The following is a 16,118-nucleotide window of genomic DNA, read 5'->3' on the forward strand; positions in this document are numbered from 1 at the left end:
GAACGGCCGGACCAGAACCCCAGGAAGGTTTAATGGTCCAGTCCTGTGACGGGGTCCCCCTCCGGGGCCGCCGGACACCCCGGTGACGTGCGGCCGCCGGCCGTACGCGGGTGCGTACGGCCGGCGGCTTGTGAGCACTGCGGCAGTGCTCAGGGATGGGCGACCGACGGATTCACGGCGTCGAACACCATGACCCCGGCCACGGGGTCGAGGAAGAACGTCGCTTCGAACGCTCCTCCCGTCACCTGGGAGGTGAATCCCTCACTCACCTCCCAGGCCACCCCCTTGGGCACCCTGGAGGAGATCCCCGCCAGCGTGGCCGGGGGCTCTTCTGCCGGTACCCAGTCGTGCTCCCGCTGGAGCCGCTCGGCATCCGCCTTCGCCAGCTGCGCCACGCCCGAGACACGGAAGTCCGTGGGGCCCGCCACCTTGGACGGCCTCCCGAAGTTCTTCGTGACCCATTCGACGCCGGTGATGTCCCCGAACTCCGGGAACCGTTCGAGGACCGGCCCCTTGTCCCGCTCGATCGTCTGCTCCGGCTCCGCCGTCTCCGGCGAACGGGCCGACGACCCGGCGGGGCTCCGGACACTCGCCGTGTCGGCGACATCGCTGCCGCAGCCGGTGATCAGTGCCAGTGCCGCGACCAGCACGACCCCTCCGCGCGCCCGGCGGACGTCACCGCGGGCCATTGGTCACCACCGTGCTGCTTCCCACGTCTCCCCTGTTCCATGTCACGACCCGGGTGAGCGATCCGCTCACCATGAACGGCTTGGCCCAGCCGAGCGTAGCGAAGCGGCCGTTCTCGTCGTCCGCCGCACCCGAGGTCTTGTCGGTCATTCCCTTGTTGAAGTCGTAGCGGTCCATGGCGTGGACCGTGATCGTCATCGTGAACTTGTCGCCCTGCGACGAGACCTGCGCGCTGCCCCAGATCTTGTGATCACCAAGGGTCTTGTCCCAGTTCTCGGTCTTCGTGTACAGGTCGCTGCCCGTCATGCTCCGCGCCCCGCCGGTCATGTCGAAGGTCGACTTCCCGGTCTTGCCGCTGAGGATCTCCGCGGCGTTCTGCGCGCGGGCGATCTCGCCGTCCACGAAGGCGCCGATGGCCTCGTCCTCGTGGTACCCCTCGTTGTAGTTCACCTCGAAGTCCGCCCCCGTGTTCTCCCTGTAGTGGGCGTACGCGGGGACCGCGTCGTCGAGTGCGCCGTCACCGTAGAAGCCGAGCGAGGCGAGCACGCCGCCACCAATCATCTTGGCCTTCCACTTGTTCCAGCTCACGTAGTCGCCCGCGGTGGGCTCGGAGTTGGGGTCGTACGGGAAATCGTCGTCGTACGTGACCTTGGGCTCACTGGGCGAGCCCTCCGTGTAGCCGCCACCGCTGGCCGGCTTGGAGGGTGCCAGGAAGAGGCTGGTCATCGTGCTGCCGCCACCGCACACGTCCTTGATGCCCTCGGCGCACGGCAGGTGCCCGTCCAGCTCGATGAAGCTGGTGGGGTTGCCGCCGGTGAAGGCGTACCGGTTGCTGGTGTACGGATCGGAGCCGAGGCCCATGTCCGCGAGGGCACCGTTGTACATGTCCCGGGTGGTGAAGCGGTTGAGGCCCGGGCTGTAGTTGCGGAAGCCCATGTCGTACGTGCCTGACTGGGCGTCCCAGCGCTTGGCGTTGTACCGGTAGGGGTTGTAGCTCTCCTCGGTCGGGTCGCCCGCCTCGGGCTTGTCGATCCCGGTGAACTCCGACTCGTCGTCGTTCCCGTAGGCCGTGTACCCGTAGGTGGCCTTCGTGTCGCCGTCCTCGGTGGTCAGCGTCTCGACGTCGGTGTGGCTGTTGTAGCCGTAGAAGCCGTCCTCACTCGTACCGTCGGTGTTGTGCTTGACCTGGGAGAGCCGCTCGCCCCACGGGCTGTACTGGTACGACTTGGTCAGCTCGCCGGCCACCTTCTCGTCCAGCACCTCGCCGGACAGACCGAGGTAGTCGAAGTCGGTCGTCTTGGCGTCCACGGTCTTGGTCGCGGTGCGGTCCAGCGGATCGTAGGTGTACTTGGTGGTCTTCTCGGCTCCGGCGTCGTCGAGGCTCGTGCTCTCGGTGACGTGGTCGAAGCCGTCGTAGACGGTGCGCTCCACGACCTTGCCCCCGCTGGTCACCGACTGCTGGCGGCCGAACGGGTCGTAGTCGTACGTGGCCTTGGCCCCCGCGGTGGTCGCGGAGAGCAGCCGGTTGCGGTCGTAGTCGTACGTGGTCGTGTCGCCCTTGACGGTCTGGGACACGACGTTGGCGTTGTCGTCGTGGGTGTAGGTGTCGGTACCCGCGCCGTTGCCGGTCTTGACCGACTTGGAGAGCCGGTCGGCCGGGTCGTAGGTGTAGGTGGTGGTGGAGTCGAGGTACGCCGCGTTGTTGTCGGCGTTCATCTTCTTCGCCACGTCCTGCGACTTGTTGCCGTTCGGGTCGTAGGTGTAGGTGTGCGACGACACCAGGGTGCCGTTGGCCTTCTTCTCGGCCTGGGTCCTGACGACTCCGTCGAGGTAGTAGGTGAGGTCGACCGTGTTGCCGTTGGCCTTGGTCTCCTTGAGGCGCTGGCCGCGGTCGGTGTACGTGTACGACGTGACCTTGGGCGCGGCATCGGTGGCGGTCTTGCCGACCGACACCGTCTTCACCAGGTCCCGGAGGTCGTAGGTGTACCTGGAGAACTGGTCCGGGTGCACGACCGTCTCGGGCTTGCCGTTGGCGTCGTAGGTGTAGGAGGTGGACTTCTTTTCCTGGCCCGCGAGCGCCTCGGTGACCTTCTGTACCTGGTTCAGGCCCGTGTGGGCGATGGTGTACGCGTCGACCCGTGCGCCGGACGAGGTGTCGTCGATCGACGTCAGGTTGCCGTTGGCGTCATAGGCGTAGGAGAACGAGCGCTTCTCGCTGTCCGTGTCGCCCGCGTTGTTCCGCACCAGCTTCACGCCGTCGGCGACGACCGCGCCGCCGGTGTTCCGGGCAAGTTGGAGCTTGGCCGTGTTGCCCCGAGTGAAGGTGAACGAGCCCAGTGAGACCCAGGTCCCGGTGTTCGCGTTCTGGTCCTTGGTCACGTTCGTGGTGCCGCTGGAGTGCGTGACCGTGTACTTCGCGGCCGTGGCGGCGCCGGTGACCTTCGGGTACTTGACGTACGCCGTGTAGGAACCGTCCTGCGGAATGTTGAGCTTCCAGGTGAAGGCCTCGGTACCGATGCCCGCGGCGTGGACCTGATGGTCGTAGCCCTGCTGACCGGTGATGCTGCCCTTCGTCCAGGTACCCGTCGCGGAGGTGTTCTGGGTGTCGGAGTTGTCGACCAGGACCACCGAGCTGCCCACCGGCACACCGTCGTCCGCCTTGGACTTCAGCTTGCCGTCCGGGTAGAAGCCCCAGGTCATGGTGCGGTTGGAGGAACCGCCTGCCGAGGTGAGCGTACGGGCGGTCTGCTGCCCGAGGTTGTTGTAGTCGTAGGTGGTGACGATGTCCCACGGGTCCGTGGACTTCTTGGTCCAGCCGTTGTCGAAGTACTCGAAGACGGTGTCGTTACGGACCGTCTGGCCCTCCGACGGCGGCAGGGAGGTCTTCCTGACCCGGCCCACCTCGTCGTACTCGGTCTCCGACCAGACCTTGTGGTTGTAGCGCGTGTCGTTCGGGTCGTACGGCTGGATCTGCCGCTTGGGCCGGTTCAGCTGGTCGTACGTGGTCTCCTGGACGAAGTCCTCGGTGCCGGCCGTGGCGGTACCGCGCGGGGAGACGACCTTGGTGGTGTTGCCGACCTGGTCGTACTCGTACCGGGTCGTGCGGTAGGTGAGGGGGCTGGTGCCCTCGTGCGGCGTCCTCACCTCCTTCTGCATACCCCGCTCGTCGTAGGTGATCAGCGTGGTGTTGTTCTCCGCGTCCGTCGACGAGACCGTCAGCGAGTCCTTGTCGTACGTGCTCGACGTGGACGTGCCCGCGGCATCCGTGACCGACGTGACCCGGTGGTTGAGGTCGTACGCCGACTTGCTGGTGAAGTCGGTCGTGTCGGCGGTCGCGTTCTTCTTGGGGTCGATGACCTTCGTGACGTTGCCGACGTTGTCGTACTCGTACGAGATCTTGTCGCCCACCATGTTGGCGACCGAGGTCAGCTGGTAGATCTCGTTGTAGGTGCTGACGGTCCGGAAGTCGTCCGGGGTGGTCGTGGTCAGCGTGCCCTTGGGTTCGGTCGAGCTCTTGAGGTTGCCCACCTTGTCGTACGTGTACGTCGCCACCCGCTCGGCGGCGGTTGTCGTGTCCTTGGGCGCGGTCGCCGAGATCAGCTGGTCGGCCGCGTCGTAGACGGCGGTCGATTCGGCCAGGTTGGGCGCCTTGGACAGGGTCACGTTGTCGTTGACGTCGTAGACCGGCGCCGGTGTCGTGATGAGCACCCCGGCGTTCTGGTCCTTGGGCGAGGTGCTGGTCGTCGGACGGCCGAAGACGTCGTAGCCCTGGGTCGTCTTCTTGGACAGCGCGTCGGTGACCTGGGTGACCTGGCCGCGCTCGTCATAGACGAACGCCGTCGGCCTGTTCAGCGCGTCGGTGATCGTGGCCGGGTAACCCGTCGCACCGAAACCGGTGTTCACGGTCGCGTTGCCGTTCGCGTCCACGGCCTTGGTCAGCTGGCCGAAGGTGTCGTACTCGTACGTCGTGACGTAGTCGTCCACCGTCGCGGTGGCGACGCCCTTCGGGTCGGTGACCTTCGTGAGGTTGCCGAAGGTGTCGTAGCCGAACTGCCAGCTGCGGCCCTCCGGCGAGATCTTCTTGGCCAGGTCGGCCCCGAAGCCGTCGGGACGCGGCTTGTACTCGTACGTCTGCGCGTTGGCCGGGCGGACACCGGGCGCGCACTCGCTCTGCGCCGGGACTCCGCCCTTGTTGTTCTCGGCGTCACGCTGCCAGAGCGGGTAGCCGGTCTTCTGGTCGTAGCAGTACGCGGTTTTGGCGCCGTTGGCCTCTTCGAGGTACGTGACGTTGTTGTCCGCGTCCCAGAGGAGCTTGGTGGTCTGCGCCTTGGCGTTGGTGGTCTGCACGGCGCGGCCGAAGTCGTCCATGACGAACGTCGAGCTGTTCCGCTCGGCGTCGATGACCGTGGTGTCGGTGAACTTCGGGTTGGCCGTGTTCACCTTGTACGCGAAGTCGGTGGTGCCCTGGAGCCGGTCGGTGAGGGTCTGGGTCCACCAGTGGTACTTCGGGTCGTCGCCCTCCTTCGGGTAGTAGTACGCCAGGGCGGTGGAGTGGGCGCGCGGGTCGGTGACCTTGACCAGCTTGACGTTCTTGTTGCCCTGGGTGGCGTCGTACTCGAAGCCGAACACCTTCGGCTGGGACGAGCCGGCGCCGTCGGTGAGCTTGGTGAGCAGCCCCTTGTCGGAGTACTCGAAGGTGACCTTGCGGCCGGAGATGTCGGTCATCGACTTGACGTGGTCGACGATCTTCGTGGCGACCTCACCCTTGGCGTAGTACTCCACGGTCAGGCTCTGACGGCCCGCGGGGTCGGTGATGTACTTGAGGAACTTGGTCGGCTTGTTGTTGGACTTGCGCTCCTCGTACGTGTACGTCTGCGCGTTGCCGTTCTTGTCGACGGTCGACGTCATGTAGCCGTCGCAGCCGAACACGAACCGCGTGCCGTCCGGACGGTTCATCGTCCAGGCGTCGGGAATCGGGTCCTTGTCCGGGGTGCAGTCCAGCCCGGGCTTGGCTTCCAGCTTGTAGTGGACACCGGCCGGGGCCTTCCACGAGCCGTCGGGCTGCTTGCTGAAGATGTGCGTGGTGCCGTCGCCGTCCGGGAGCTTGACCTCGGTCGGGTGCGGCTTGGGGTGGAACTCCAACGGCGCGCCCAGGCGGGTGGGTCCGGCCAGCTGGCCGGACCAGCCGTGTCCGAGGACGGTGTCGGAGGTGTCGAGCGTGTTGTAGGAGAAGCGGGCGAAGGTGCTGACACCACGCCCCGGATTGGAGAACGCGTTGTAGGACCAGACGCTGTTTCCGGAAGCCGTGTTGTTCATGACCGTGGAGCCGGCGCCGGTGTTCTTCCCCGCGTAGGAGTAGAACTTCTCCAGTCCGAGCTGGTTGGAGGTGGGGTCCTCCACCGCGACGTTCTGCGAGAGGCCGGGTATGCCGGCGGTGCCGGAGACCCAGGTGCTGGTCGTCTTGTTCAGGACGTCCCACGTCAGGGCGTAGTCGGTGCGCTTGTTGCCCGAGTCGGAGTTGATCGGGGTCTTGACCTGGGCCTGGAGGCTGACCGAGTCGCCGGGAGCGACATCACTGGGCAGGGCGGTCTGGATCTGGTTGCCGCCGTTGGTGACGTCGGTGCCGTCGGGGAGGGCCCACTTGTAGGTGAGGACCTGGTCGGTGGCCTTCCACGTGGCCGCGGTGGTGTTGGTGAGGTTGAAGTCGACCGTGTAGGTGGTGTTCGGCGTCATCCGGGCCGGGGTCTGCGGCGCGAAGTACGTCGAGGCCGTGGTCGAGTCGATGTAGGTGACCACGATCTTGGGGTGGAGCCTGGGCTCAGCACCCTCGGAGGACAGGAACAGGGTGCGTTCCTGCTGGACCGTCTCGTCGGCCATCTTGATGGCGACGCCCTTCTGGGACGTCGGGGTGCTCACCCAGGACTGGGCGAGTGAGGTGACGTTCCAGTCGTGGCGGGCCGGGTCGTTGGTCTTGGCTCCGGTGTCGGACACGGTCGCGCCGACGTCACCGCCCTGGGTGGTCCAGCTGGTGGCGGCGTTCGCCTTCACCCAGGTGGCCGTCTCGTCGAAGTCCCGTGTGAGGGGCCTCAGTTCATAGACGGCTCCGGGGGCGTCCTGGCTGGTCTGGGTGCCCCACAGCCGTACCGTGGCGTCCAGTACGCGTGCGGTCGCGGGGATGCCGAGCTGGGGGAACTTCAGCAGGGCGCGGGTCTTGCCGTAGCTGAGGGAGTTGTTCCCGGCGGAGATCCAGTTCTGCGGAACACCCTCGGTGAGCGTGTCGTGCGCGAGAGCAGGTTCGGCCGAGGACAGGGTGGTGTCCGCGGATGCTTCCAGCACCTTGGTGGTGCGGCCCGCCTTGGGGAGGCGGACCAGCTGTGTCTGCGCCGGCAGGACCTGGCGGTCCTTCGTCTTGACCGCGACCATGTAGTAGTACGCGCGGCCGAACGGATCAGCGTCGTCCGCCTTCGTCGGCGCGGCCGTGGTGTCGGTGAACGACGTCGTGTCCGGCGCGACCGGCGCCACCATCGTGGCGGCCGACGGCGTGAACGTCTGGTTGATGGACCGGTGGACCTGGTACTCCACCAGGTCGTCGTCCGTGCTCACAGCCGACGGGTCGGTGTACGCCGACCAGCTGAGCTCGGCCCCGGTGTCGTGGATCGTGGCCGGGGCGGCGAGGTCGACGCCCTGGCGGCCGTAGGTCAGCACCAGCTTCGGGTAGTTCGCGGACTCACCCGCGTAACCGAACTCGCTGCCCTCGTAACGCGGCCCGCCCTTGGGCCCGTTCGCCGTCTCGTCGCCGGCCTTGATCACGAAGCCGTTGTTGGTGTTCGTGCCGTCGATCCACGACTGGACGGTCCTGGTCACGGGGAAGGAGTGCCAGGTGTTGAGCTCACCGGGCTTCTTGGTGACGACACCGCCCTTGGTGAAGCGGACCGCGTCCGCCAGCACCGTGGTGGAGGCGGAGGCGGGCCCGTCACCGAGCACGACCTTGCCCAGGGTGCCCGCCTTGAACGGGTGGGTGCCCAGCGTCTTCCACACCCCGGCGCTGCCGGCCTGCTGATTGACGGTGTACGCCTTCGTGCCACCGCTGTACGTGACGGTGTAGGGGGCGTTGGACGCGCGGTCGGCGGCCGGGACGTAGTGCGTCTCGACCTGGTAGTCCCCGTCCTCCGGCAGACTCGGCTGCCAGGTGTAGGTGTCTCCCGCGACCGTGTCCTTGTTGTACAGGTAGTCCTGATTGAGCGCGTACTGCGTGTACGCGGTGTTCCCGGACGCGGGCCAGGCTCCGACGGCAGCGGTCCGCCCGGTGTCACCGTCGTCGACGACGACGGAGGTGCCCGACAGCTCGCCGGTCAGGGCATTGGCGTTGTTCCACGTCGCGCCGGCCTCGGTCCACGGCTGGGTGGCCCGGTGCGCTTCCAGCTGCACCTCGGTGTCACCCGCGGTGTGCGTCTGGTCGTAGTACAGCTTGAGGTCGGCCGAATCCAGCTTGGTGCCCGCCGGGACCGTACCGAGCGGGAAGCGCAGCAGGGCACGCGAGGAGCCCGTACTCGTGTTGCCGACCGACAGACGCCAGTTGTCGTCGTAGTTCGACGCCGGGCCGTCCGAGGAGATCATCACGTCCTGCGCGGACGACGGCGTCGGTGCGATCGTGATCGTCGGGTCGACCGTGACCGGGTACTGCCGCTCCTTGGCGGCCAGCCACTTCGCATCGGGTACGACCGTCAGCTTCCAGCCCTTGCCCGCCCGCGTGAGCTTCTGCTCGACGGCGGGGCTGTAGCCGGAACCGTAGGGGGAATCAGCCGAGGAGTTCGCGTCCGTCATGAACGCGGCGGGGATGACGAGCACCGGGTTGGGTGCCTCGCCGTAGAACGCGACGGAGCCGTCCTTGCCCGCCTTCGGCGTCAGACCACCCGCGTCCAGGGTGAACGTGAACGACACCGGACCCTTCGGCCGCTCGGCCAGGACGATGTTCTCCTTCACCCGCCCCGGGCCCACCACGTAGGACAGGTCCGCGCCGGCCACCGCGTTCTCGTACGTCACGGTGTTGCCCTCGGCCACGGGGTCGAGCTTGCCCGCACCCTCCAGGCCCAGCGTCACCGTATGGCCGGCGGCCTCGAACCGCAGCAGCCGGTCCGCGTCGGTGCCGAACCAACTGCGCGCCGCGTTCGTCGTGTTGGCCAGGGCGAAGCCCTTGGCACCGGACGGCTTCACCGTCGGGTCGATGTCCTTGAACGACTTGCCCGCCCGGTACCCGGTCGGTGTCACCGACACCTCGGCCTGCACGCGGCCGTCCGACAGCTGCCAGAACCGCTCGTTCGCCGTCCGCCGCCCCGTCAGCTCAGCGACACGCTTCGCCTTCGGAGCCGCCTTCCCTGCGGGCAGCTTCTCCCGGCTCGGCAGCACGGGGGTCCCGCCGGTCGACGGCTCCTTCGGCTCGTTCTCGTCATGGCTGTCCGAGAACCAGCCCGTGAAGGCATCAACGATTCCATCGCCGTCCTCACCCGAAACCTCAGCCGCGTAAGCGACCTGTGGCAGGAGAGTGGAAGCGACCGCCGACACCACGAGGCAGGCCACGGCCCGCCCGAGTCTCACTTTCACGCCATTCCCTTCATCGGCACGCCGGCGAGGACCCCCCTGCCAGTCGCACTGAAATGCCGACCCGTTCGGCCGTCTCCGGGCATGCCAACCGGACCACCTCCCGCACCTGGGAAAGTGGCCTGACCAGAGACGTGTCGATCAAAGTCGGACGCTGTCTAACCGATGGCCCGAACTCTGGTCAAGGGACGTCAGAATTCGGATATTTGACCCTCCGACAGAAAACCCGCGGGACATGGGCCGCCCCAATTCACCCGCTATTTCCACGCCCTGGCATGTGCGGATTCGAATGGTGTATAACCCAGGCGAACTCGCTTCGACCGAAAGCGCGGCCATGCCCACCACGCAGGAAACGACCGATCCGGAACAGCCCGAAGAAGCCGAAACCCCGGAAGCAGCCGGCCCGGTGTCCCGGAGCCCCGACCGCCGCGGCATCGCCGTCGCCGCGGCACTGCTCCTTGCCTGTGGCGCGCTCGTCACCTACGGAATCCTCGACTCCGGCGACGAACGGACCGGCGAGGAGGCCGCGGTGCCCACCGCCGCCGTCACCTACGAGGTGCTCGGTGAGGGCGTGGCCGACATCTCCTACCGCGGAGACGGCGAAGGCGACCGGGCGAGCACCGTGAAGAACGCCGAACTCCCCTGGAAGAAGACGGTGAACGTGCCGCTCGGCACCTCCCCCATCGTCAACGTCACCCTCGGCGCGAAGGGCGGTCAGGCGAGCTGCACACTCGCCATCGACGGCAGGCACCTGCAACGTGCCACGGCCTCGGGGACCTTCGGACGCACCACCTGCACGAGCGAACTGCCCGCACCGGAGCCGACCGCGCCCGCGGAGGGCACAGGCTGACGGCCGGCCCGTCGGGGCGGCGCGCTCATACCTTCCGTCGGACGTGCGGGGGCGGAGGAGCCGCCGCCAGGGTCTGTTCCGTCCAGATGACCTTGCCGTCGTCGGTGTAGCGGGTTCCCCACCGGTCGGCGAACTGGGCGACGAGGAACAGTCCTCGGCCCCCTTCGTCGGTGGTGGCCGCCTGCCGCAGATGCGGCGAGGTACTGCTGTGGTCGGAGACCTCGCAGATCAGCGAGCGGTCACGGATCAGCCGTACGCGGATGGGACCGTCCGCGTGGCGAATGGCGTTGGTGACCAGTTCGCTGAGGATCAGTTCGGTGATGAAGGACTCCTCGGTCAGCCCCCACTCGTCCAGCTTGCGGGACACATCGGCCCGTACGAGGGAGACGGCCGAAGGGTCGCTCCGCACGTCCCAGTCGGCCACGTCCGCCGCGTCGAGCCTGTGTGTACGGCCGATGAGGAGCGCGATGTCGTCGCGGGCCTGGTCGCTCACCAGCGTCCGGACGACCGCCTCGCAGGTCTCCTCCGGCGGGTCGGCCGCGTGCGCGGCGAGGGTGCGGCGCAGCAGCTCCAGTCCTTCGTCGATGTCACGTCTGCGGTCCTCGACGAGCCCGTCCGTGTAGAGCACCAGCTCGCTGCCCTCGGGGAGCAGTACGTCGAAGGTCTCGAAAGGCAGACCGCCGAGCCCGAGCGGCGGGCCGCCGGGCACGTCGGCGAGCTCGGCGGTGCCGTCCCGCCGGACGATCACCGGCTGGAGGTGGCCTGCCCGGGCCATGGTGCAGCGTCCGGTGACCGGATCGTAGATCGCGTAGAGGCAGGTGGCTCCGGTGACCGACGCCTCGGCCGGGTCGAAGGCCTCGCCCTGGTCGATGCGGGCGACCAGTTCGTCCAGGTGCCAGAGGATCTCGCCGGGCGGGAGGTCCAGGGTGGAGAAGTTGTGGACCGCCGTGCGCAGCCGTCCCATGGTGGCGGCCGCGTGGAGTCCGTGGCCCACGACATCGCCCACCACGAGCGCGACCCGCGCGCCGGGCAGCGGGATGATGTCGAACCAGTCGCCGCCGACGCCGCCGCGCCCGGCGTGCGCGGGCAGGTAGCGATAGGCGACGTCGAGGGCGTTCTGCTCGGGGAGGCCGTGCGGCAGCAGGCTGCGCTGCAGGGTCACCGCCATGGTGTGCTCGCGCGAGTAGCGGCGGGCGTTGTCGATGCTGACGGCGGCGCGGGCCACCAGTTCCTCGGCGAGGGACAGGTCCTCCTCGTCGAACGGTTCGTGGTTGGCCGAGCGCCAGAACATCGCCACGCCGAGCACCGCGCCGCGGGCCCGCAGCGGCACCGCGATCATGGAGTGGACGCCGTTGTCGACGAGCCTCCGGGCCCGCTCGGGGTTCTGCCGCTGCCAGCCGGAGAACTCCGCCAGCTCCGTTTCGAGGACGGCGTCGCCCCGGCCCAGTCCTGACCCCATGGGCGTGGTCTGCATGAAGCGGATGGTGGAGCCGACCGGGTGCAGACCCACGTCCTCCTGGTCGGCGCTGAGTGCCGTGCGCCGCATCTCGGTTCCGCCGCTGATGGCGGCCGGCTCGTCGCCCTGGAGCACCGCCTCGACGACGTCGACGGTGGCGAGGTCGGCGAAGCCGGCCGCGGCGAAGGCCGCCAGCTCCTCACAGGTGCGCACCACGTCGAGGGTGGTGCCGATCTCCGCTCCGGCCTCGTAGAGGAGATTCAGGCGTCGCCGTGCCACATCGACCCGGCCCGTCAGGGCGCGGAGTTCGGTGGTGTCACGGAGGGTCGTCACACTGCCGGGCGGTCCGCCGTCCTTGTCCGTCGACCGCTGGTTGACGGCGAGGAGGCGGTCGCCCACCGGGTGGAGCTGGTCGGTCACGGTACGGCCCGAGGCGAGGAGCTCCGTGGTGACCGGGTCGAGGCCCAGCTCGGCGACCGTACGTCCGTCGACGTCCGGCGGCAGGACGAGGAGCCTGCGCGCCTCGTCGTTGGCGAGCAGGAGCCTGCCGTCGCCTCCGACGATGACCACACCCTCCCGTACGGCGTGCAGGACGGCGTCGTGATGCTCGTACATCCGGGTCATCTCGGTGGGTCCGAGGCCGTGGGTCTGGCGGCGCAGGCGGCGGCTGACGAGCGCGGTGCCGCCCGTGGCGAGGAGCAGGATTCCCGCGGCGGAGCCGAACAGCAGGGGGAACTGGTCCTCGACGACGCCGCTCACGCGCTCGATGGTGATTCCGGCGGACACCAGGCCCACGACGGTGCCGTCCGGGCCGGTGACCGGCACCACGGCCTGTACGAGCGGCCCGATGGTCCCGTCGATCCGCTCCACGACGGTGCCGCCGCGCAGGGCGGGCCCCACCTCGCCGACGAATTTCTTGCCGATGCGGTCGGGCAGCGGGTGGGTGTAACGGATGCTGTCGGTGTTCAGTACGACGATGAAGTCGACGCCGGAGCGTTTTCGGGCCTCCTCGGCGCTGGGCTGGAGCACCGCGGTCGGGTCGGGGCTCCTGAGCGCCGCCGCGGTACCCGGTGCGTTGGCGAAGGTCTCGGCCACCGCGACGGACCGGTTGCGGGCCTCCGACTCGCTGTCCGCCCGGGACTGGAGCACGAGCGCGGCCACGGCAGCGGCGACCAGCAACACCACGATCGCCACTTGCAGGAGAAAGACCTGACCGGCGACGGTACGCATCCTGAGAACCGAGCGCGGGCGGCCGTAGCGTCCGGCCATGCCCTCTTTTTACACCCTCCGCATACGCCAGGCGAGCCGCACGGCCGGATCGGGTCCGGGGGACCGCCTCCCGGGCCTCGCAGCCCGTTGATCCAGTGGCACACTGGCCGCGCCGCCCGCCGCGTGAAGGAGCCCGCAGTGCCGATCGTCCGCAAACTACGCCATGCGGTACGCCGCACCCCCCGGCCCGGCGTGGACCTCAGCCACCCCGCACGCTCGCCGCTGGGCAGCGCGGTGGTCAACTGCGTGCTGTACGAGGGAGGCGTCCGGCATCCGGTGGCCTGCCCGGCGGACGAGGCACTGCGCCGGGTCCGCCGCTCCGGCCGCGGCTTCGTCTGGCTCGGTCTGCACGAGCCGTCCACCGAGGAGTTCGCCGGTGTCGCCGAGCTGTTCGGGCTGCACCCCCTGGCCGTCGAGGACGCGGTGACGGCCCACCAGCGGCCCAAGGTGGAGCGGTACGGCACGACGCTGTTCGCCGTCTTCAAGACCTGCGGCTACGTCGAGCACGAGGAGCTCACCGCGACCAGCGAGGTGGTGGACACCGGCGAGATCATGATCTTCACGGGCGGCGACTTCGTGATCACCGTGCGGCACGGCAGCCACGGCTCGCTCGGCCCGCTCAGGGAGGCCCTGGAGGCGGACCCGGAGCAGCTGGCCAAGGGACCCGCCGCCGTGCTGCACGCGATAGCCGACCAGGTGGTCGACAACTATCTGCTGGTCGCCGACTCGGTGCAGCACGACATCGACGCGGTGGAGACCGCGGTCTTCAGCGAGCACGCGGGCCGGGGCGACGCCGGGCGGATCTACCAGCTCAAACGTGAGCTGTTGGAGTTCAAGCGGGCGGTGACACCGCTGAGCCGGCCGATCCAGGAACTGGCGAGCCGGCCGATGGAGCCGGTGGGCCCGGAGTTCCAGCCGTACTTCCGCGATGTCGCGGGGCATCTGGCCCGGACCACGGACCAGATCACCTCGTTCGACGCGCTGCTCGACTCGGTGCTCCAGGCCCACCTGGCGCAGGTGACCGTCGCCCAGAACGAGGACATGCGCAAGATCACGGCCTGGGCCGCCGTGATCGCCGTCCCCACCATGGTCTGCGGGGTGTACGGCATGAACTTCACGTACATGCCGGAGCTGCGGTGGACCTACGGTTATCCGCTCGTCGTCGGCCTCATGGCCACCGCCTGCTTCGTCATCCACCGCGGCTTCCGCCGCAACGGCTGGCTCTGACGGGAGGCGTCAGCCGGCGGTCAGGATCTCCTCGATCCTGGCCAGCTCCTCGTCGCCGAACTCCAGATTCGCCACCGCCCCGACGCTGCTCTCCAGCTGGGCGACGCTGCTCGCGCCGACCACGGCGGAGGTGACCCGGCCGCCTCGCAGTACCCAGGCCAGGGCCAGCTGTGCCAGGGTCTGGCCGCGCTCCTTGGCCACCTGGTCCAGCGCCCCCAGCCGGCGCACCAGCTCCGGAGTGACGGCGTCCGGGGTGAGGAACGGGCTGGCGCCGGCCGCCCGTGAACCCTCCGGGATGCCGCGCAGGTAGCGGTCGGAGAGGATGCCCTGCTCCAGCGGCGAGTAGGCGATCGAGCCGGTGCCGAGCTCGTCGAGCGCGGTCAGCAGCCCCTCCTCGGGGCGGCGGTCCAGCATCGAGTAGCGCGGCTGGTGGATGAGCAGCGGGGTGCCGAGTTCCCGCAGGATGCGGGCGGCCTCGCGGGTCTGCTCGGGCGAGTAGTTGGAGATACCGGCGTACAGCGCCTTGCCCTGGCGTACCGCGGTGTCGAGCGCGCCCATCGTCTCTTCGAGCGGCGTCCCGGGGTCGGGCCGGTGCGAGTAGAAGATGTCGACGTAGTCGAGGCCGAGCCGGGTCAGGCTCTGGTCCAGCGAGGCGCGCAGGTACTTCCGCGATCCCCACTCCCCGTACGGCCCGTCCCACATGCCGTAACCCGCCTTCGTCGAGATGACGATCTCGTCCCTGAGGTGGGCGAAGTCCGTCTTCAGGGCGCGGCCCATGGTGATCTCGGCGGAACCGGGCGGCGGGCCGTAGTTGTTGGCGAGGTCGAAGTGGGTGATGCCGAGGTCGAAGGCCCTGCGCAGGATGCGGCCCTGGTCCTCCGGGTTCCGGTCGCCGCCGAAGTTGTGCCACAGCCCGAGGGACAGCGCGGGAAGCAGCAGCCCGCTGCGTCCGGTGCGCCGGTACGGCATGGCGGAGTAGCGGTCGGCCGACGGGAGGTACATACGCGGGCTCCACGGAAGAGGTCCTGGATACGCGCCGGGCTCGGTGCGCGTCCCCAGGCTGGCGCAGAACGATCCAGCAGTCCAACAGGAGATTCCGGTCGGATTCATCGTCTACATTTCTCAATCATGGAACTGCGTCAGCTGGAGCACTTCGTCGCCGTCGCCGAGGAGCAGCACTTCACCCGCGCCGCCGAGCGTCTCGCCGTGTCCCAGTCGGGGCTGTCCGCGTCCGTGCGCGCGCTGGAGCAGGAGCTGAGGACCCCGTTGTTCAGCCGGACGACGCGTTCGGTCCGGCTCACCGAGGCGGGCCGGGCGCTCCTGGTGGAGGCGGAGCGCACGCTGGCGGGGGCGCGGGCGGCGAAGGACGCCGTCGACGCCGTACGGGGGCTGCTGCGCGGGACACTGACCGTGGGGGTCGAGCAGTGCGTGGCGGGAGTCAGCCCCGCGCGGCTGCTGGCCGCCTTCCACCGGGCTCATCCCCACATGGAGATCCGGCTCCGGCAGGAGGGCACGTCGAGTCTGCTCGACGGGGTGGCGGGCGGACGGCTCGACATCGCGTTCGCGGCCACGGTCAGCCCGCTGGAGTGGCGCGGCGAACTGAAGCCGCTGGCCAGGGAGCCGATGGTCGTCCTGTGCGCTCCGGGCCACCGTTTCGCGCGGGAGTCCTCGGTGGCGTGGACGGATCTGGCCGGTGAGTCGTTCATCGACTTCCATCCGGACTGGGGCCCCCGGCGTGCCGCGGACGAGGCGTTCTCGGCGGCCGGGGTGCGGCGCACGGTGGCGCTTGAGGTGAACGACGTACACAGCCTCCTGGAGCTGGTCCACGAGAAGCTGGGCATCGCGGTGGTACCTCAGCACTTCGCCCGCAAGCCCGAGGCACGGCGCCTGGTGGAGGTGGAACCGCAGGGCCCGCACCGGCCGGTGTACGAGAGTGTGGTGGTACTCCCGCCGGCCCTGGCGATGAGTCCCGGGGCACGGGCCCTGATGAGTCTGGTCGGCACGGACGGCCGCTGCTGACGGCGGAGGGCC

At 68.8% G+C, this 16,118-nt stretch carries 7 protein-coding genes; 3 read left to right on the forward strand and 4 right to left on the reverse strand.

What is annotated here, in order from left to right; translation table 11 throughout:
* Nucleotides 1-149: 149 nt before the first annotated feature.
* Nucleotides 150-689, reverse strand: coding sequence for a hypothetical protein (locus tag AC07FA_RS09325; RefSeq protein WP_479074211.1), 540 nt, complete (start codon nt 687-689; stop codon nt 150-152).
* Entirely contained in the window at nt 676-8,304 is a 7,629-nt protein-coding gene (locus tag AC07FA_RS09330) for a golvesin C-terminal-like domain-containing protein (protein ID WP_479074271.1), read from the reverse strand. Before AC07FA_RS09330 ends, AC07FA_RS09325 begins: the two co-directional genes overlap by 14 nt.
* 1,315 nt (nt 8,305-9,619) lie before the next feature.
* Here AC07FA_RS09330 and AC07FA_RS09335 point away from each other — a divergent pair.
* Entirely contained in the window at nt 9,620-10,135 is a 516-nt protein-coding gene (locus AC07FA_RS09335) for an MmpS family transport accessory protein (RefSeq protein ID WP_479074213.1), read from the forward strand.
* A 25-nt stretch (nt 10,136-10,160) separates the two neighbouring features.
* Here the strand turns inward: AC07FA_RS09335 and AC07FA_RS09340 are convergent, their stop codons facing one another.
* Entirely contained in the window at nt 10,161-12,860 is a 2,700-nt protein-coding gene (locus AC07FA_RS09340; protein ID WP_479074214.1) for a SpoIIE family protein phosphatase, read from the reverse strand.
* Nucleotides 12,861-13,004: 144 nt separating this feature from the next.
* On the opposite strand from AC07FA_RS09340, the gene AC07FA_RS09345 reads away from it, so the two are divergent.
* Entirely contained in the window at nt 13,005-14,087 is a 1,083-nt protein-coding gene (locus AC07FA_RS09345; RefSeq protein WP_479074272.1) for a magnesium and cobalt transport protein CorA, read from the forward strand.
* A gap of 9 nt (nt 14,088-14,096) precedes the next feature.
* On the opposite strand, the gene AC07FA_RS09350 is transcribed toward AC07FA_RS09345, so the two are convergent.
* A complete protein-coding gene (locus tag AC07FA_RS09350) occupies nt 14,097-15,089 on the reverse strand; it encodes an aldo/keto reductase (RefSeq protein ID WP_479074216.1) in 993 nt (330 codons plus the stop codon).
* A 126-nt stretch (nt 15,090-15,215) separates the two neighbouring features.
* Between AC07FA_RS09350 and AC07FA_RS09355 the strand changes: the two genes are divergently transcribed.
* Nucleotides 15,216-16,106, forward strand: a complete 891-nt coding sequence (locus AC07FA_RS09355; protein ID WP_479074218.1) for a LysR family transcriptional regulator — start codon at nt 15,216-15,218, stop codon at nt 16,104-16,106.
* Nucleotides 16,107-16,118: the final 12 nt, after the last annotated feature.

This window comes from Streptomyces sp. NPDC045968 (assembly GCF_056430475.1).

Bases quoted from the DNA above. Each gene is read 5' to 3' on its own strand.
- AC07FA_RS09325 (WP_479074211.1), bottom strand. From the start codon at position 689: ATGGCCCGCGGTGACGTCCGCCGGGCGCGCGGAGGGGTCGTGCTGGTC.
- AC07FA_RS09330 (WP_479074271.1), bottom strand. From the start codon at position 8,304: ATGATCTCCTCGGACGGCCCGGCGTCGAACTACGACGACAACTGGCGT.
- AC07FA_RS09335 (WP_479074213.1), top strand. From the start codon at position 9,620: ATGCCCACCACGCAGGAAACGACCGATCCGGAACAGCCCGAAGAAGCC.
- AC07FA_RS09340 (WP_479074214.1), bottom strand. From the start codon at position 12,860: ATGGCCGGACGCTACGGCCGCCCGCGCTCGGTTCTCAGGATGCGTACC.
- AC07FA_RS09350 (WP_479074216.1), bottom strand. From the start codon at position 15,089: ATGTACCTCCCGTCGGCCGACCGCTACTCCGCCATGCCGTACCGGCGC.
- AC07FA_RS09355 (WP_479074218.1), top strand. From the start codon at position 15,216: ATGGAACTGCGTCAGCTGGAGCACTTCGTCGCCGTCGCCGAGGAGCAG.